19 protein-coding genes and 1 pseudogene are annotated in these 19514 nt (G+C 28.8%); all 20 read left to right on the forward strand.

The features are described from left to right. Positions 1 to 18: 18 nt before the first annotated feature. A complete protein-coding gene (locus H8S20_RS01300; protein ID WP_032118916.1) occupies positions 19 to 867 on the forward strand; it encodes a bifunctional 5,10-methylenetetrahydrofolate dehydrogenase/5,10-methenyltetrahydrofolate cyclohydrolase in 849 nt (282 codons plus the stop codon). After that, a complete protein-coding gene (xseA, locus tag H8S20_RS01305) occupies positions 857 to 2071 on the forward strand; it encodes an exodeoxyribonuclease VII large subunit (protein WP_186859087.1) in 1215 nt (404 codons plus the stop codon). Before H8S20_RS01300 ends, xseA begins: the two co-directional genes overlap by 11 nt. Then, the gene (gene xseB, locus H8S20_RS01310) at positions 2071 to 2286 is read left to right on the forward strand and encodes an exodeoxyribonuclease VII small subunit (protein WP_032118914.1); all 216 of its coding nucleotides are present in this window, start codon (positions 2071 to 2073) and stop codon (positions 2284 to 2286) included. The genes xseA and xseB overlap by 1 nt, the downstream gene beginning before the upstream one ends. Next, positions 2276 to 3145 (forward strand): polyprenyl synthetase family protein, encoded by an 870-nt coding sequence (locus H8S20_RS01315; protein ID WP_186859088.1) that lies wholly within the window; start codon positions 2276 to 2278, stop codon positions 3143 to 3145. Before xseB ends, H8S20_RS01315 begins: the two co-directional genes overlap by 11 nt. Before the next feature lie 20 nt (positions 3146 to 3165). Next, positions 3166 to 5025, forward strand: coding sequence for a 1-deoxy-D-xylulose-5-phosphate synthase (dxs, locus tag H8S20_RS01320; RefSeq protein ID WP_186859089.1), 1860 nt, complete (start codon positions 3166 to 3168; stop codon positions 5023 to 5025). Positions 5026 to 5036: 11 nt separating this feature from the next. Then, the gene (locus tag H8S20_RS01325) at positions 5037 to 5846 is read left to right on the forward strand and encodes a TlyA family RNA methyltransferase (protein ID WP_186859090.1); all 810 of its coding nucleotides are present in this window, start codon (positions 5037 to 5039) and stop codon (positions 5844 to 5846) included. 41 nt (positions 5847 to 5887) lie between these two features. Continuing rightward, positions 5888 to 6739 (forward strand): NAD(+)/NADH kinase, encoded by an 852-nt coding sequence (locus H8S20_RS01330; protein WP_186859091.1) that lies wholly within the window; start codon positions 5888 to 5890, stop codon positions 6737 to 6739. Position 6740: 1 nt separating this feature from the next. Continuing rightward, positions 6741 to 7190: an arginine repressor gene (locus H8S20_RS01335; RefSeq protein WP_032118909.1), complete on the forward strand. Its 450-nt coding sequence runs from the start codon at positions 6741 to 6743 to the stop codon at positions 7188 to 7190. 23 nt (positions 7191 to 7213) lie between these two features. After that, complete coding sequence (gene recN / locus H8S20_RS01340; protein WP_186859092.1) at positions 7214 to 8914, forward strand: DNA repair protein RecN; 1701 nt, start codon at positions 7214 to 7216, stop codon at positions 8912 to 8914. A 176-nt stretch (positions 8915 to 9090) separates the two neighbouring features. After that, a complete protein-coding gene (gene spoIVB / locus H8S20_RS01345) occupies positions 9091 to 10281 on the forward strand; it encodes a SpoIVB peptidase (protein ID WP_186859093.1) in 1191 nt (396 codons plus the stop codon). A 244-nt stretch (positions 10282 to 10525) separates the two neighbouring features. Beyond that, positions 10526 to 11332 (forward strand): annotated as a pseudogene (spo0A, locus tag H8S20_RS01350) (sporulation transcription factor Spo0A). 229 nt (positions 11333 to 11561) lie between these two features. Continuing rightward, complete coding sequence (locus tag H8S20_RS01355; RefSeq protein ID WP_186859094.1) at positions 11562 to 12002, forward strand: hypothetical protein; 441 nt, start codon at positions 11562 to 11564, stop codon at positions 12000 to 12002. A gap of 53 nt (positions 12003 to 12055) precedes the next feature. After that, positions 12056 to 12793 carry an HD domain-containing protein gene (locus H8S20_RS01360; protein WP_186859095.1) on the forward strand — a complete coding sequence of 246 codons (738 nt, stop codon included), beginning with the start codon at positions 12056 to 12058 and terminating at the stop codon, positions 12791 to 12793. A 79-nt stretch (positions 12794 to 12872) separates the two neighbouring features. Then, positions 12873 to 13508 (forward strand): stage II sporulation protein M, encoded by a 636-nt coding sequence (gene spoIIM, locus H8S20_RS01365; RefSeq protein ID WP_032118874.1) that lies wholly within the window; start codon positions 12873 to 12875, stop codon positions 13506 to 13508. Between the two features lie 71 nt (positions 13509 to 13579). After that, the gene (locus H8S20_RS01370; RefSeq protein WP_032118873.1) at positions 13580 to 14458 is read left to right on the forward strand and encodes a tyrosine-type recombinase/integrase; all 879 of its coding nucleotides are present in this window, start codon (positions 13580 to 13582) and stop codon (positions 14456 to 14458) included. A gap of 57 nt (positions 14459 to 14515) precedes the next feature. Next, positions 14516 to 15685, forward strand: coding sequence for a phosphopentomutase (locus H8S20_RS01375; RefSeq protein ID WP_186859096.1), 1170 nt, complete (start codon positions 14516 to 14518; stop codon positions 15683 to 15685). Between the two features lie 22 nt (positions 15686 to 15707). Further along, a complete protein-coding gene (locus H8S20_RS01380) occupies positions 15708 to 17012 on the forward strand; it encodes a pyrimidine-nucleoside phosphorylase (protein WP_186859097.1) in 1305 nt (434 codons plus the stop codon). Between the two features lie 91 nt (positions 17013 to 17103). Next, positions 17104 to 18330, forward strand: a complete 1227-nt coding sequence (locus tag H8S20_RS01385; RefSeq protein ID WP_186859098.1) for a D-alanyl-D-alanine carboxypeptidase family protein — start codon at positions 17104 to 17106, stop codon at positions 18328 to 18330. Between the two features lie 103 nt (positions 18331 to 18433). Beyond that, entirely contained in the window at positions 18434 to 19060 is a 627-nt protein-coding gene (locus H8S20_RS01390; RefSeq protein WP_186859099.1) for a hypothetical protein, read from the forward strand. Between the two features lie 85 nt (positions 19061 to 19145). After that, on the forward strand, positions 19146 to 19514 hold the full coding sequence (locus H8S20_RS01395) for a methylglyoxal synthase (protein WP_032118868.1): 369 nt from the start codon (positions 19146 to 19148) through the stop codon (positions 19512 to 19514).

Consider the following 19514-nt stretch of genomic DNA (forward strand, 5'->3'; position numbering starts at 1 on the left):
GTAGGGGTAGATAGATAAATGGGAGAAATAATTAAAGGTAAAACTATAGCTGATAAAATAAAACTTGATATATCAGAGTTTGTAAATTTTAGAAAAGCTAATAACTTAATAATACCGAAAATAGCATCTATTCTTGTTGGAGAAGATGGAGGGTCTATTTATTACATAAATAATCAAGAAAAGATATCTAAATCGTTAGGTGTAGGTTTTGAAAAAATATTATTTCCTAGTTCTATTTCAGAAGAAGAGTTAATAGATGAGATTATCACTTTAAATAATAGGGAAGATATTAGTGGAATAATACTTCAATTACCTTTACCTAAAGATATGGATGAGAAAAAAGTTATCTCTACTATTTCATCAGATAAGGATATAGATTGTTTAACATATGAGAATGTTGGAAAGTTATATATGGGAGAGAAATGTTTCCTTCCATGTACTCCAAATTCAGTTGTAAGAATTTTAAAGAGCTTAAATGTTATTTTAGAAGGTAAACGAGCTGTAATAATTGGTAGAAGTAATATTGTAGGAAAACCTCTAAGTTCATTGCTATTAAAGGAAAATTGTACAGTTACGGTATGTCATTCAAAAACAGAAAACCTAAAGGATGTCTGTAAAGAAGCAGATATATTAATAAGTGCCATTGGTAAACCAAAGTTTATAAATGATGAGTTTGTGAAAGATGGAGCTATTGTAATTGACGTTGGAACATCTTCTGTTGATGGAAAGATAACTGGAGATGTAGATTTTGATAACGTAGTTAGCAAAGCTTCTTTTATAACTCCTGTCCCAGGAGGTGTTGGAGCATTAACTACAACACTACTAATAAAGAATTCTTGTGAGGCATTAGAGAAAGATGAAGATTAAGACATTATCTGTTTCAGAAGTAAATAATTATATAAAAAAAATATTAGATAATGACTTTATATTAAATAATCTCTCTGTAAAAGGGGAGATTTCTAATTTAAAGCTTCATTCAAGTGGACATATATACTTTTCTTTAAAGGATTCTGCTGGCAAGATAAATTGTATAATGTTTAAAAATAGAGCATATGATTTACAGTTTCCTTTAGAAGATGGAATGGAAGTCATTGTTAAAGGGAGAGCGTCGGTTTATACAGCTAGCGGTACTTTTCAGATTTACTGTGATGAAATTGAAAAGGAAGGTATAGGAGAACTATATATCAAGTTTGAAAAGTTAAAGTCTAAATTAGCTAAAGAAGGATATTTTGATGAAGAATTAAAAAAGGATATACCTAAAGAGATTAGCTCAATAGGTGTAGTTACATCAGAAACAGGGGCGGCTATACAAGATATAAAGAATGTTATTAGACGAAGAAATAATTTAGTTAATATAATGCTTTATCCTGCTCAGGTTCAAGGTAATGGAGCCTATAAAACTATTATTGAAGGTATAAAGTATTTCAATAGAAAAAAGAATGTAGATGTAATAATTATTGGTAGAGGCGGAGGTTCTATAGAAGAGTTATGGAACTTTAATGAAGAAGATTTAGCTATAGCGATATTTAAATCTAATATTCCTATTGTTTCTGCTGTTGGGCATGAAGTGGACTTTACTATATCAGATTTTGTTGCAGATTTAAGAGCAGCTACACCTTCACAAGCAGCAGAGTTAGTAACACCTTTAGAAATAGAGATATATAATAGAATTGAAAATAATCAATATAATCTTAATAAGATAATGGAAAGAAAGTTTGATGTAGAAAAAAACTTGCTAGAAAGTTATGATGAGTTATTAAGATTAAAATCTCCTCTAAATAAAATTGTAAATGGATATTTAGAAGTTCAAAATTTAAAAGAGAGATTAGATTTTACTGTTAAAAATAAGATAGATAGAGAGAAACATAAATTAATATCTCTAAATGAAATTCTTCAGGCTCGAAGCCCTATAAATATCTTAAGAAAAGGATATGCTATAATTAAAGATGATAATGATAACTTTTTAAAAAGTGTAGGGGATTTTAGTGATAAGGAAGATATTAATATTACTTTGAGAGATGGGTATGTTAAGGGAAGCTTTATCCTAACAGAAAGGGGAGGAGATTTATAATGGCTAAAAAAGAAAGCTATAATGAGATGATTGAAAACTTAGAGGATATTCTAAGAAATTTAGAAAATTCCGAACTTACTCTTGAGGAATCAATGAAGGAATATGAAAAGGGGAGTAAGTTGATAAATAAGTTGTACAAAACGTTAAACACTTTAGAAGGCAAATTTATAAATATAAAAGAAGAAAATGAAGTGGTGAATAGTGATGAAGAATAAAGAAATTAGAGATTCACTTAATGATTACCTAAAAAGCTATTTTAACGATAAAGGACATTATAATAAGATAATATACGATTCAGCAAGCTATAGCTTAAATATTGGTGGTAAAAGAATAAGGCCTATATTAATGATATTAAGTTATAGTATGTACAAGGATAATTGGAAAGATATTTTACCTATGGCAGCAGCTATGGAGATGATCCATACTTATTCACTAATTCATGATGATTTGCCAGCAATGGATAATGATGATTTAAGAAGAGGTATGCCGACAAATCATAAAAAGTATGGTGAAGCTATAGCTATATTAGCTGGAGACACGCTATTAAATGAAGCTATGTCATTAATGATGAGTTTTTCATTGAGAAATGGAGAAGGTGCTTTAAAGGCTGCTGTCGAAATTGCTGAAGCAGCAGGACCAGAAGGTATGATTGGTGGCCAAGTTGTGGATATTGTAAGCGAAGGAAAGAAAGTTTCAAAAGATGTACTAAATTATATGCATTTAAAGAAAACTGGTGAACTTATAAGAGCATCAGTTGTAGTTGGAGCAATCTTAGCTGGAGCTAATGAAGATGATAAAAATAAACTAAATGAATTTGGACAAAAATTAGGTTTAGTTTTTCAAATAAAAGATGATATACTTGATGTAGAAGGTAATGTGAAGAAATTAGGAAAAAATACATTAAGTGATGAGAATAATGATAAAACTAATTTTATATCGCTTTATGGATTGGAATATTGTAAAAAAGAATGTAAAGAATTAACGGAGAATTGTATTCAGATACTGAAGACTCTATCTGTAGATAGTACAAATTTAATTAATTTAACATATGAATTATTGGATAGAGAATATTAAACAAAGGAATGGTATGATGTATGGGAAATATATTGAATAATATAAAGTCTCCAGGTGACATTCATGAGTTAGATACTGAAGAACTATATAAATTATCCCAAGAGATTAGAACGTTTTTAATCGATAGCGTTTCAAAAACTGGGGGACATTTATCTTCAAATTTAGGAGTTGTTGAATTAACTTTAAGTTTATACAAATCATACAATCTTGAAAAAGACAAGATTGTATGGGATGTAGGACATCAAACCTATATACATAAGATGTTATCAGGAAGAAAAGATAAATTTGGAACTTTAAGAAAATATCAAGGATTGTGCGGCTTCCCTAAAAGATGTGAAAGTAAATATGATGCATTTGGTGCAGGGCACAGCAGTACATCTATATCTGCAGCTGTTGGAATAGCAAGAGCTAGAGACGTACTAAAAGAAGATTTTGATGTTGTAGCAGTTATTGGAGATGGAGCATTAACAGGGGGAATGGCTTTAGAAGCGCTTAATGATGTAGGGTTTAACAAAACAAATCTTACAATAGTATTAAATGATAATCAAATGTCTATTTCTAAAAATGTTGGGGGCTTGTCAAATCACTTAAATAAACTTAGAGTAGGACCAGGATATAATAAGCTTAAGGAAGATATAAGCTCTACCTTAAATGGTTCAAGTATCGGAAAAGTATTAAATAATTCTATACATAAAGTCAAAGATAGTATAAAACAATTATTAGTACCATCGATGTTTTTTGAAGGCATGGGAATAAAGTACATAGGTCCTATTGATGGACATGACATTGATATGATGAATGATGTTTTAACAAAAGCCAAACTTATTAATGGACCAGTTATTGTACACGTAATAACTCAAAAGGGAAGAGGATATGAATTTGCAGAGAAAAATCCCAATAAATATCATGGAGTATCGCCTTTTGATTTAGAAAGTGGAGAAACTAATATAAATCCTAAAAAGACTTATTCAAAAGTCTTTGGAGATACTATGATTGAGCTTGCTGAAAATGATGATAGAGTAGTTGCTATAACAGCAGCAATGCCTGACGGAACTGGATTGAAAGAGTTTTCAAAAAAATACCCCAATAGATTTTTTGATGTAGGAATAGCTGAAGAACATGCAACGACTTTAGCAGCTGGTATGGCAAGTGCTGGATTAAAACCTATATTTGCTGTTTATTCAACTTTTCTACAAAGGGCGTTTGATCAGATAATTCACGATGTGTGCATCCAAAATTTACCGGTTATTTTTGCTATAGATAGAGCAGGGATAGTAGGAGAAGATGGAGAAACTCATCAAGGTGTTTTTGATTTATCATATCTTTCACAAATACCAAATTTAAAGGTTTTAGCACCTAAACATTTAGATGAATTATCATTAATGTTGAAATGGGCTATAAAGCAAAATGGGCCAGTAGCTATTAGATATCCTAGAGGTTCAGATTGCTGTGATGAAATTATACCGATTAGTGAAATAAATTATGGAAAGTGGGAAAAGATTATAGAAGGAGAGAATGTTGCAATTATAGCTACGGGCAAAATGGTTCAACATTCATTAATTGCAAGAAGAAAGTTATTAGAACTTGGATATAATCCTACTATAATTAATGCTACATTTATAAAACCATTAGATTTAAAAATGTTAAGTGAATTAGTACAAAAAGGATTTAATATAGTTACTGTTGAAGATAATATGGTAAATGGTGGATTTGGTTCGTATGTATTAATGGAATTAAATAGGATGGGATTTAATGGGGAATTTAGAGCTCTAGGCTTTAAAGATGAGTTTGTACCACATGGAGATGTTACAAATCTTTATAAAGATGCAGGCTTAGATCCAAAAGGAATAAAAGATTGCATAGTAGAGATACAGGAATAAAGGAGATAAAGATGTCATCAAAAAAAGAAAGATTAGATATACTTTTAGTTGAAAAGGGCATATGTAATTCAAGAGAAAGAGCAAAGACTAATATTATGGCTGGATTAGTTTTTGTTGATGGGCATAGAGTTGACAAGGCTGGAGAAAAAGTAAATAGAGATGCTGAAATTATATTTAAAGGTGAAGAATTAAAATATGTAAGTAGAGGCGGATTGAAGCTAGAAAAGGCTATGAATGAATTTAACATATCATTAGACAATAAGGTATGTATGGATATTGGTGCTTCTACCGGTGGATTTACTGATTGTATGCTTCAAAATGGAGCTACTAAAGTATTTTCAGTAGATGTTGGTTACGGGCAATTTGCTTGGAAACTTAGAGTTGATGAAAGAGTAGTTTGCATGGAGAGAACAAATATAAGATATGTGACTCCAGAAGATATAGGAGATAAATTAGATTTTGCGTCTATAGATGTTTCATTTATTTCTTTAAGAACTATAATGCCAGCTGTTAAAAATTTACTTAAGGATAATGGAGAAGTTGTAGCTTTAATTAAGCCACAATTCGAAGCTGGAAGAGATAAAGTAGGAAAAAAAGGTGTAGTTAGAGAAAAGTCAGTACATAAAGAAGTTGTAAGTAATATAGCTAATTATTTAATAGAAAATGAGTTTAATATAGTTGGAATGAGTTTTTCGCCAATAAAAGGGCCAGAAGGAAATAGAGAGTATCTTGTATATTTTTCAAAAGATAAAGAAAAAGAATCAGATTTTAGTCTAGATCAAATTGATGAAATAATAGAGCAATCACATAGCCAGCTATAATAGCTGGCTTTAGGTATAGGAGAGTTTGAAAAGGAAATATTATGAGAAATATTGCTATAGCGTTAAATCCTTCAAAAGATAAAGATGGAAAAATACTAGAAAAGATATTATTAAAATTAAAAAGTGTATTTTTAGATTCTAATATTATAGTTTTAAACAGCTTTGATATGAGTTCTATCGACTTTAAAGAAAAACTAGATTTAATTATTGTTCTAGGTGGAGATGGAACTATTTTAGGTGTAGCAAGAGATATAAATGAAAAATATAATTACCCTATTTTAGGAGTTAATATTGGAAATTTAGGATTTCTTGCAAGTATAGAAATAGATAATTTAGATTATGCTTTGAAAAAAATTAAGAATAATGAATTTATAATTCAAGATAGAATCTTATTAGAATGTGAAAGCAATATTGAAAGTAAGCTTGAAGTGAATAAGGCCTTAAATGATATAGTTATAGCAAGAGGTACATTATCTAGAATGATGAAGTTTAAAGTGTTTATTGATGATAAGCTATACTATACTTTTAAGGGAGATGGATTGATCATAGCTACTCCAACAGGATCAACGGCATATTCATTTTCAGCAGGAGGTCCTTTTGTTTATCCAGATATGGAAGTTATTACAATTACTCCTATTTGTCCACATACTAAGAGTATGCAACCTATAGTTTTAAATGCTAAAAGTAAAATAGAAATTAAAGCAGATAGCTATAGTGAAGAGATATATTTAACTTTTGATGGACAAAAATCCTTGAAAAATATTGATAAAAGCATTATTAGAATAAAAAAATCAAAAGAAAATGCAAAAATATTACTATTAGATGATTACGATTATTTTAAAGTGTTACGTAAAAAGATTTTAAATAATCAAGTAGAAGGTGAGGAGAATTAGTTTGAAGTCAAAAAGACATAATAAAGTACTAGAAATAATAAACCAATCCGAGATTGAAACACAAGAAGAATTAGCAGAAGAGCTTAAAAAAAATGGATTTGATGTAACACAAGCTACAGTATCAAGAGATATAAAAATATTAAAGCTTGTTAAAATGCAAAGTTCATCAGGTAAATATAGATATGTAGCTCCAACTCAAGAAGAGCGTGGATTAAATGATAAGCTATATAGCATTTTGAAAAATGCAGCAATATCTGCAGAAAAAGTTGATAGATTTGTTGTTTTAAAAACATTAACAGGTGCAGCGTCAGCAGTTGCAGAAGCTATAGATAATCTTTATACAGAGGATGTTGCAGGGACAATCGCAGGAGACAATACTATATTTATTTTAGTTAGAACTGATGAAAAAGCTGAGGAGCTTATATTAAAAGTAAGAAAGATCATTTCTTAAATTAGATCTAAAGGTGGGGTACAATGTTAATTGGATTAAATATAAAAAACTTTGCATTGATTCAGGAACTTTCAGTTGAATTTGGTGCAGGATTTAATATATTATCAGGAGAAACTGGTGCCGGTAAATCTATATTAATTGATACTATTGATTATGTTTTAGGTGGAAAGTTTTCTAAAGATTTAATAAGGTATGGAGAAGAAAAAACATATGTAGAAGCAATTTTCTCTATAGAAAATAAAGAGATTTATGAAATATTAGACCAGTTAGGTATAGAAAAAGATGAGTTATTAATAATTACAAGAGAAACTACTATTTTTGGTAAAAGTTTTATAAAGGTAAATGGAAGAACTATTGTATTATCTCAATTAAAAAGAATAAGAGAAAAGCTTTTAGATATACATGGCCAACATCAAAACCAAAACTTACTTAATAAAGGAACTCATATTTTATATTTAGATGAATTTTATATGGATAAGTTAGAAGGTTTATTAAGTCAATTTGATTCATTAAGAAATAGACATATAGAGTTGCTAGAAAAGTTAAATAGACTTAAAGGAAATGAGGATAGAGAAAAATTAGTTGACTATATAAAGTTTCAAATTGACGATATTGAAAAAGCTAATTTAAAAGTTGGTGAAGAAGAAGCTTTAAAAGAAGAATTTAATCTACTTAATAATGCAGAAAAAATTTCGTTAAGTCTTTCTAAAAGTTATAGTTATCTACATAATTCAAATGAAGGAATATCAGTATTAGAAGGTTTATCTAAGGTAATTACTGAGCTATCATCAGTAGAAGGACATTTAGATAAGATTAAAAATAGAAGAGTTGAAATAGAAGAAGCATATTATGTTATAGAAGAAGCATCAAGAGAGATTCGTGATATTGGTGATGAAATATATTATGATGAAAATGAATTAGCTAAAATAAATGAAAGAATATATCAAATTGATATTTATAAAAGAAAATATGGAAACTCTATTGAAGATATATTAGAAAATTTAAAAAATTTAAGAGAACAATATGAGGAATTGACAAACTCTGAAGTAATAATTAATAAATTAAAAGAAGAATTAGACTTACTTAAATCTGAAATGAGAAAAGTTGGAGAAAAAATACATATCATAAGAGTTGAAGCAGCTGAAATTTTACAAAAGAGTATAAAAGAAGAACTTTCTTATGTAGGATTAGAAAAAGCTAGAATTAAAATAGAAGTTGAGTTGTGTGAAGATTTCAATCAATATGGATATGATGATGTTCAATTTTTAGTATCAGCTAATCCAGGTGAACCACTAAAGCCGTTAGAAAAAGTTTTATCTGGAGGAGAATTATCAAGAATTATGCTAGCTTTAAAGTGTGTTTTTGTAGATAAAGATAGAATTCCTACACTTATATTCGATGAAATTGATACTGGTATAAGTGGTGCTATTGGAAAGCGTGTTGGAGAAAAGATGTATCAGGTTTCTACGAAACATCAAGTTTTATGTATTACGCATTTGCCACAGATAGCTGCACTTTCAGATAATCATTACTTTGTATCTAAAAAGATAAAAGATAATAAAACATTTACTGGAATTAAGATATTACCTAAAGATGAAAAAGTAAAGGAAATTGCTAAAATGATTGGTGGAGATGAAATAAGTAGCGTAGCATTAGAAAATGCCTCAGAAATGGTTAAATTTGCTGATTTAAAAAAAGATGAAATTAAAAAAAATCATATATAATTACATAAGATTGAGTAATACTGCAGAAAATAAAATCATGGAAAAAAAACATGGTTTTATTTTTTTTATAAAAAATTATTTCTCTTAATAATATTTGACTTTAATAACAAAGTTACCACAGCATATTGTAAATTCTATAAGGGAAAATTAAAGTCAGAAGCAAAGGAGGAGATAAAATGATTAAGAAGTTCATTAAACGTTTTAGCATAATAGCTGCTCCAATGTTTATTTTGACTTTAATAACTTATCTAAGTATAACAAAGATACCAGATAAAATTTATATCAATGAGGAGTCAAAGTTAACAGACGTTTCATTACAGAATAACAGCTTTCTAAACAAAATAAAATTGAATAACGATAAATTAAATGTAGATTTTTTAGGATTATTTCCTATAAAATCTGTAGCAGTTCAAACAGTTTCAAATTTAGAATTATATCCTGGAGGAACTAGTGTTGGAGTGAAATTATCAACTAATGGAGTATTAGTTGTTGGCTATTCTAACATAGAAACTTCAGATGGAACTATGGATAGCCCGGGAAAAAGTTCAGGAATAGAGTTAGGAGATATGATTTTAAAAGTAAATGGAACTGAAATACAAAGTTCTAAAGATTTAATAGCTAAAGTTAAATCAAGTAGTGATGAAAATTTAAGTGTTGAAATTCTAAGAGGAAAAAGTAAGCTGACAAAAGAAATTAAGCTTATAAAAGAAGGAGAGGAATATAAATTAGGATTATGGGTTCGTGATTCTACAGCAGGTATAGGTACTTTAACCTTCTATCATGAAAATACTGATACATTTGGAGCTTTAGGGCATCCAATAACTGATGCAGATACAAATACAATATTCTCTATAAAAGATGGTGAATTGCTTAAATCATCAATTTTAAGTGTTAGGAAAGGTCAAAGAGGAACACCAGGAGAACTTAAAGGATTATTCTTAAATGAAAAAGATTCTATTGGAAGCATAAACAAAAATTTAGGCTCTGGAATATATGGAAAAACAACAGAACCTTTAATTAATCCTGTGTTTAATTCACCTATGCAAGTTGGTTATAGAAATGAAATAAATGAAGGACCAGCTCAGATTATAACTACAATTGGAGAAGAAGGCCCTAAATTATATGATATTGAGATAGTAAAATTACTGCCACAAGATAAACCAGGTCCTAAAAGCATGGTAATTAGAGTAACTGATGAAGAATTATTAAATCGTACTGGAGGAATTGTTCAAGGAATGAGTGGAAGTCCAATAATACAAAATGATAAAATAATTGGTGCAGTTACTCACGTTTTGATAAACAAACCGGATTATGGATATGGTATCTATATCGAATGGATGTTAAAAGATGCAGAAATTTTACCTTAAAAGTAAGGCCTACTTTATTTAAGTAGGCTTTTGTTTTAAAAAAGTCAGAAAAATTTCAAAAATATGTAAAAAAGGCTATTATGTTTTTTTTTCTTGTGTTATAATACAAATATGATATCATTTATATTGAAAAAAACACATTTTTTACAAAAAATTAAAAAACTATAAATTTGAAGGGTTTTTTTATAGAAGGTTGAATATGGTATACATATTTATGTAAAATCGTGGTAAAGGAGAAGGGGAAATGGAATCAAATAAAATTTCAGTATTAATTGCAGATGATAATAAAGAATTTTGCAGTATTTTGAATGACTATTTATTAAATCAAAGAGATATAGTGGTTACAGGTATTGCGAAAGATGGGAAGGAAGCTTTAGCTCTTATTGAGCAAAAAGAGCCAGATCTAGTTGTTTTAGATATAATTATGCCACATTTAGATGGGCTTGGGGTATTAGAAAGATTACATTCAATGAATCTTAAGAAATTCCCAAGAATTATAGTTTTATCTGCTGTTGGACAAGATAAAATAACTCAAAGAGCTATAACATTAGGGGCAGATTATTATGTTGTGAAACCATTTGATATGGATATCTTTACAAAGAGAATAAGAGAAATGTTCAATGGAGTTGTTTCAACAGAAGTTGTAAAGAAACCAGTATCAGTGCCAGTAAACGAAGTGCTTCCATCAAATGGACCAATGGATTTAGAGACTGAAATAACGAATATTATACATGAGATTGGTGTTCCAGCTCATATAAAAGGATATATGTATTTAAGATAAGCTATAACTATGGTTGTTAATGATATGGAACTTTTATCAGCAGTAACAAAAGAGTTATACCCTTCAATAGCGAAGAAATATAATACAACAGCTTCCAGAGTTGAAAGAGCTATAAGACATGCTATAGAAGTTGCTTGGGGTAGAGGACAAATTGAAGCTATTAATAAGCTATTTGGATATACTGTTCACAATGATAAAGGCAAGCCAACTAATAGTGAATTTATTGCTATAATAGCAGACAAGCTAAGACTTAAAAATAAAGTTTCTTAATTGTTGATAAGATTAGTAATATAGGGTGAGAGCATAGATTTGATATTTTGTCAAATTTATATTAGAAAGCCAACTAATATGTTTTTAAGCCTATAAATATAGAAGATTAATGATTACAAACACCAAGATCAGTTGGATTAAAAATCTAACATGATTTTGGTGCTTTTAGGTTATTTAAATATAATTTACTTAATATAATTATATAAAATAACTTAAAGGTGGGAATAAAATGAAAAGGAAGAGAAGTGCTTTATTAATAATTGCCTTTATTCTTGTGACAACTTTATTTATTTCTTGTGAAAATGCAAATAGAGAAGATTTATCTGATTTTAGAGCAAAATTTGATGCTTATGTAGATGTTCAAACAGAAGCTTTATACAATTACGTTTATGGTTATTGTAGTAAAGAAGAGTTTTTAACTCAGCAGGAAAAAAATATTGAATTTTTATATAGTATTCAAGAGTTTTGCCCTGATGAATTTAAGAGTTTGCTTAGTGAATATTTAGAGTGTTTAAAGGATTTTAAGGTAAATAATAATGATGAATCTTATGGTAGGTTTAAAATTTCACTAGATAATTTATATAATGAAATTACAACTGTTTCTAATGAAAATAATTTGAATTATGATAATATTTTAAAAGAAAAATATATTAATGAAATGAAAAGATAAAATTATTAAAGATGGGAACTTCCCATCTTTTTATAGTTAGGGTAGAAATTTTTTTGTATAATAAAAAAGAGCAATATACAAAGAATAAAGATATAACGATGAAGGAAGGTGTAAATTTGAGCACGTTATTAAGATATATTATAGAACATTTATTAAATGATGCCAGGCCATCAATTTATTTGGAAAGTATTAAAGAGACTCTAAAAGATAGTCCTCTTGAAATACTAGTAGAACTTGAAGGTGTTGAACAAGAGAAAAAACATCACCCCGAAGGAAATGTATGGAATCATGTTTTATTAGTTGTAGACCAAGCTGCAACTTTAAGAGAGTATGCTAATAGCCCAAATGCTTTAATGTTAGCTGCATTATTACATGATGTAGGTAAAAAGGCTGCTACTAGAAAAAATAAAAGTGGAAGATGGATATCTTATGATCATGATAAGATTGGAGAAGAAGTAGTTAGAAAAATATTAACTTCATATGAAATGGATAAAAATGAAATTGATAAGGTTTGTAGTTTGGTTAAGTATCATATGCACCATTTATTTATAATAAAGAATTTACCTTATGGTAATGTAAATGGTTTAATTAATGAGGTAGATATAAATGATATGGCATTATTATTTATATCAGATAGGTTAGGAAGACTACAAGATACTTACGAAGAAAAGAGTAAAGAGGTTTTAGATGTATTAGAAATATTAGATATTTTAAATCAAAAATATAATGTAGATGTAAGTGAAGCTAAAGGTAAAGTTGAGAAAATATTAAAAAATTTATCTAAAATTTGATTTACATATATTCACTTATGAATAATACTGTTAATCTCGTCATATTATTCAATGTAGAATAAGTTTGGAGGGATTAAAAATGAATATAATTAATAAGGCACAACATAATTATAAAGAAAATAAAATATTTTATTTTATGGTATTCATATTCTTTTGTGTAGGAATTACTTTAGGAACTTTTATGGTTAAGTACATGAACTATAATGATGCTACAGATTTAACTAATTATTTTTCGACTTTTACAAAAAGTATAGTTACAGAACAGGTTAACACTAAAATTTTATTATTGGACATATTAAAGAAGAATTTAATATTATTAACAGCAATCGTTTTATTTGGGTTTACAATTTTCGGTACTCCGTTAATTTTATTAATAGACTTAATTAAGGGATTTACTTTAGGATATACTTTTAGTTTTCTGTTAACTAGCTTTGAAGGAAAGGGAATTTGGTTAGCTATAGCATCCACGCTACCTCAAAACATAATTTATATACCATGTTTCATTGCATTAAGTATAGTTTTTATACAATTTTCTTCAATGAAACTGCGAGATAGGTTCTTTAATAAGGGAAAAGTAAATACAATAGTAGAGAAGGAAATAATTTTTAAAGTAGGGGTATTCTTGTGTGTATTTATTGTTGGTACGATAGTTGAAACTTATCTTTGTCCAAACTTAATAAAGTTTGTTTTAACAAATGTTTATAAAATTGTTTAACAACATATAGATATAAAGGGAAATATAAAAATATGTCGAATTATATAAATTAGATGGGAATGGGGAGAATTATGAAAGAGATAGTAAACGAGTATAGGGAATCATTGCTACAAAGTCATAAAAGTGAAAATACTGTTTATGCATATGTTACAGATGTAAATTTATATATTAAATATTTAAATAGTAAAGATATTTACTTAAATGAATCAGATAATAACACTGTATCTGATTATATTCAACATTTATTAGATGAAGGAAAGTCAGAAAGATCAATAAACAGAATAGTAATTAGTTTAAGAAGTTTTTATAATTATTTAAAGGATCATAAGATAATAAGAGATATACCTAAAATATATTATAAAGCTACTGACAGTGCAAAGAAACTTCCTGAAATTCTTACAATTGAAGAAGTTGATAAGATAATAAAGGTTGTTGACAAGGATTGTAATAAAGGAATAAGAGATAATGCATTACTAGAGCTTATGTATGCAACTGGTATGAAAGTATCAGAACTAATCGGATTAAAGGTAGAATGTGTTAATCTAGATTTGTCATATGTTGTATGCCATGATAATAGAAATTATGAAAGAGTAATTCCTATTGGAAGAAGTGCAAAAAGTGCAATAAAGGACTACTTAAAGGTAAGAGATCTTATTGCCGCTAGTGGTGTAGAGAATCTTTTTGTAAATCTTAATGGTCAACAATTAACAAGGCAAGGTGTATGGAGAATAGTAAAAGAGTATTCTCATAAAGCAGGAATAAAGAAAGATGTAAATTTAAATACTTTTAGACATTCATTTGCTGTTCATCTATTACAAAATGGAGCTAATGTAAGAGCAGTACAAAAATTATTAGGAAATCAAGTCCTAACATATATGGATACTTACTATGAAATAATAAACAATGATAAGATAAATTTAGTTTACAAGAACTCCCATCCGAGGGCATAAGGCAATAAGACATGAATTTAGGGAGCTTATTTAAGAGTAGGAAAGGAGAAACAAAAAATGAAGAGAGCTATACTAGTTATATTAGATAGTTTAGGAGTAGGAGAATTACCAGACGCAAAGGAATATGGTGATGTTGGCAGTCATACGCTAGATAACATATATAAGGTGTGTGGTAAATTAAATATTAATAACTTAGAGAATCTTGGGATAGGTAATATAGAAGGTGTTAACGGACCTAATAAATCTAATGCTCCAAAAGGTTCATACGGTAGAGCAATGGAACTTTCTAAAGGTAAAGATACGGTTACAGGACACTGGGAAATTGGTGGTGTTATTTTAGATAAACCATTAAACACATATCCAGAAGGATTTTCTGAAGAGATAATTAATGAGTTTTTACAGAAAACAAACCAAAAAGGTATTTTAGGTAATGTAGTTGCTTCAGGGACAGAGATAATAAAAGAATTAGGTGCAGAACATGTAAAAACAGGATACCCAATAATCTATACATCTGCAGATTCAGTATTTCAAATAGCAGCTCACGAAGAAATTATTTCCATAGAGGAATTATATAAAATGTGCGAGATAGCAAGAGAAATGTTAGTAGGAGATAAGGCAGTAGGGAGAGTAATTGCAAGACCATTTACTGGTGAAGAAGGAAACTTCACAAGAACATCTAATAGAAGAGATTATGCGTTAAATCCATTTTCTAAAACTATGCTTGAATATTTAAAAGAGAACGGCATGGAAGTTGCAGCTGTAGGTAAAATAGAAGATATTTATAACAAAAAAGGTGTAACTAAGGCTGTGCATACTAAAAATAATATGGATGGCGTAGATAAGACTTTAGAATATATGAAGGAAGTAGAAGAGGGATTAATCTTTACTAATCTTGTAGATTTTGATATGTTATATGGCCATAGAAATGACGCGAAAGGTTACGGAAAAGCTATAGAAGATTTTGATGGCAGATTACAAGAAATATATAACAATATGAGTGATGATGATATGCTTATAATTGCAGCAGATCATGGTTGCGATCCTACAACAGACAGCACAGATCACTCAAGAGAATATATTCCAATATTAGTGTATGGTAAGAAACTAAAAAATGGAGTAGAGTTAGGTACAAGAAAAGGCTTTACAGATATAGGAAAGACTATTTTAGATTTCTTTAATATAGATAATGAAATTGTTGGTGAAAGCTTTTTAGATAAACTAAAGTAGTTTCTTAGGAGGAATATTAATTATGAGAATGTATGACATAATAATGAATAAAAGAAAAGGTAATGAGTTATCTAAAGAAGAAATAGATTTTGCTGTAAAAGGTTTTACAGAAGGTGAAATTCCGGATTATCAAGTTTCAGCTTTATTAATGGCTATTTTCTTCAATAAAATGAATAAGAGAGAAACTGCTGATTTAACTATGGCTATGGTAAAATCAGGTGATGAAATTGATTTAAGTAAAATTAATGGAATTAAAGTAGATAAGCACTCAACTGGAGGAGTTGGTGATAAAACGTCAATCTGTTTAACTCCTCTAGTAGCTTCATTAGATGTACCTGTAGCTAAAATGTCTGGAAGAGGATTAGGGCATACCGGTGGAACTATAGATAAACTTGAAACCTTTGAAGGATTCTCAGTAGAATTAACTGAAGATGAATTCACTAAAAATGTTAATACAATAAATATAGCTATAATGGGGCAAAGTGGAAATCTAGTACCAGCAGATAAGAAGTTATATGCATTAAGAGATGTTACTGCTACAGTAGATAATATGTCTTTAATAGCTTCAAGTATAATGAGTAAGAAGATAGCTTCAGGAGCAGATGCTATAGTTTTAGATGTAAAAGTTGGAGACGGAGCTTTTATGAAAACACCAGAAGATGCTAAAAGTTTAGCACAAGAGATGGTTAACATAGGTAATGCTTTAGATAGAGAAACTATAGCTGTAATATCTGATATGGATCAACCTTTAGGTTATGCTATAGGTAATAGTTTAGAAGTTAAAGAGGCTATAGAACTATTAAAAGGTAATGGACCAAAAGATTTGTTAGAATTAACTTTAACTATAGGTTCTAATATGTTAGTGTGTGCAAAGAAAGCTAACAATGTAGAAGAAGGAAGAGAGTTATTACTTCAAAACATAAAAAATGGTAAAGGCTTAGAAAAGCTAAAAGAATTTGTAAAAGCTCAAGGTGGAGATACTGCTCCAATAGATAACTTAGATCTTTTACCAAAAGCTAAATTTGTTGAACCAGTATTGGCAGAAAAGGATGGATATATCACAAAGATTAAGGCAGAAGCTTTTGGATTAATAGCTATGGAATTGGGTGCAGGAAGAGCAACTAAGGAAAGTGAAATAGACTTAGCTGTTGGTATAGTTTTAAATAAAAAACGTGGTGATAAAGTTTCAAAAGGTGATGTTTTAGCTTATATTCACTCAAATGGTGAAGAGAAAATTGAAAAAGCTAAAAAGGATATAATAAGCAATATTACTATCAGTGATAGTTATGACTTAAATATTCCAGTAATATATGAAATAATTAGATAAATATAAAAAAATATGATAGAGAGAAATAATAATTCTTTCTATCATATTTTTATTTCTTTTGGTAATAATAAGCTTGAAAGGAGGAACATAGATGAACAAAAATATTATTAAAATTATTTCTTTTGTACTTTTATGTTTATTATCTTTAAGCAACATTACAGTTAGCGCAAGCTTAAACCAAGAAAAAATATTAGAGGAAGAGAGCTACGATGAATTTGCTACTAATGCAGTTTTTGAAGAAGGCAATATTGTAGTTGAAGCGAGAAGTGCACTTTTAATGGAACCAGTAAGCGGAACTATTTTATATGAAAAAAATATAGATGAAAAGTTTGCTCCTGCTTCTGTTACAAAGATAATGACAATGCTTTTAGCTATGGAAGCTGTAGATAGTGGTAAAATATCCTTACAAGATAAAATTACTTGTAGTGAAAATGCTAAAAAAATGGGTGGTAGCACAATGCTACTAGATACAGGAGAAGTAAGAACAGTAGAAGAAATATTAAAAGGGATTGCTATTGCATCAGGAAATGATGCTGCAGTGGCTATGGCAGAGTTTTTAGGTGGTACTGAAGAAGCTTTTGTCCAAATGATGAATACTAGAGCACAAGAGCTTGGAATGACTAATACAACCTTTAAAAATTGTAATGGGTTACCTGTGGAAGGACATCTTTCAAGTGCGCGTGATATTGCTACAATGTCTATGGAACTTTTAAAACACAAAGGTATTTTAAAGTATACAGGAACATATATGGAAACAATATCAGAAGGTCGTAAAACTCCAATAGAATTAGTTAATCATAATAAATTAGTTCGTTTCTTTAATGGGTGTGATGGACTAAAAACTGGTTTTACAGACGAAGCAAAATACTGTATATCTGCAACAGCAGTTCATGATGGTGTAAGAATGCTAAGTGTAATTATGGGTGCTCCAACATTTAAAGTACGTAATAGAGATGCTAGCATGCTTATGAATTATGGTTTCTCAAAATTTGAAGGTAAAAAGATCTTTGATAAAGATGCTGATGTAGAAAAAATTTATTTAGGTAAGAATACAGATAGGTTCTTTATAGCAAAAGCTCAAGATGATTTGGTTATAGTAGTACCTAAAGGAACAGATGGAGAGCCAACAACTAAGGTAGTATTAGATGAGTTAAAAGATTCGTATAATATGGGTGATGTTGTAGGAAAATGTGAAGTTTATATGGGAGATAATAAAGTTGGAGAAGGCTTACTTTATGCAGATAGAGACGTAGAAAAAGCTAACTTCATTGATAACTTCAAATATAATATGAAGAATTTATTTAAAAAAGGTATTTAATTAAAATATAAGTACATAATATACTATTTTTGTATATTATGTACTTATTTTATTTATAGCAATATGTATAATATGATATAATTTAGGTATAGGGGTGGATTTTATGAAGAAGACAATAATTTTAAGTATGATTATTATTACTATACTTCAAGTAGGATGTAGTAATAAGGATACTGAAACTATAAATAGTAATGAGATACGTACTGAAGAAAATAATAAAGAGGATATAGTTGAAGAAAATTATACTGTATTTAATTCTTTAGGTAATGTTTATGAAAAAAATGAAGATTTGACATTACGTGAAAAAGGTGAAGAAATTTTTAATAGTATAATAGATATTCCATACGAAAGAGGAAAGTTTATGGAAATTGATTATGCAAATGATTTTATAGAAAAATATTTATCTGGAGATAAAAGTGTTTATGATTATTTAATAGATATTGATGATAATTATGAAATAGGATATAAGAAGTCGACTGATGATGAAAGAAATAGATTGAATGAATCTTTACAGTTTCTAAGAGAACAAATGTATTTAGGAGATGAAGATCCAATTTACTTTAAGATCTCTAAGGTTAGTTATGAGGGACAAGTTGATGGGATAAAAGATTCAATAATATTAAATGTTGGTGGATATATTTCTGCAGACAATATCAATTTTTTATCATTAACAAAGTTTACTGTTACTATAGTACCAGAAAAGGATAAGTTATTAATAAATATTATATAAAGTTATATGTATGATTTTAAGAAATTTGTTATTGTCTAAATTTTAAATTTACTATATAAATTAGAAAAATGTTGGAGGAGAGTATATGAAAGTAGCGTTAATAGCCCATGACAAAAAGAAGGGAGAAATGATAGAATTTGCTAAAAAGAATGAAAACATATTAAAGAATATGACTTTAGTTGCTACAGGTACAACAGGATTAAGGATTATGGAAAATACTTCTTTAGAAGTTAAGAGATTTAAAAGTGGACCATTAGGAGGAGATCAACAAATAGGTGCGCTAGTATCAGAGCATGAAATTGACATGGTAATTTTCTTAAGAGATCCACTTACAGCACAACCTCATGAGCCTGATATAAGTGCTTTATTAAGATTATGTGATGTCTATAAGATACCACTAGCAACAAACATAGGCACTGCAGAGCTTTTACTAGAGGCAACGCTTATAGAGTAA

It is taken from the genome of Clostridium hominis (assembly GCF_014287825.1).
In the GTDB taxonomy this organism is placed as follows: domain Bacteria; phylum Bacillota; class Clostridia; order Clostridiales; family Clostridiaceae; genus Clostridium; species Clostridium hominis.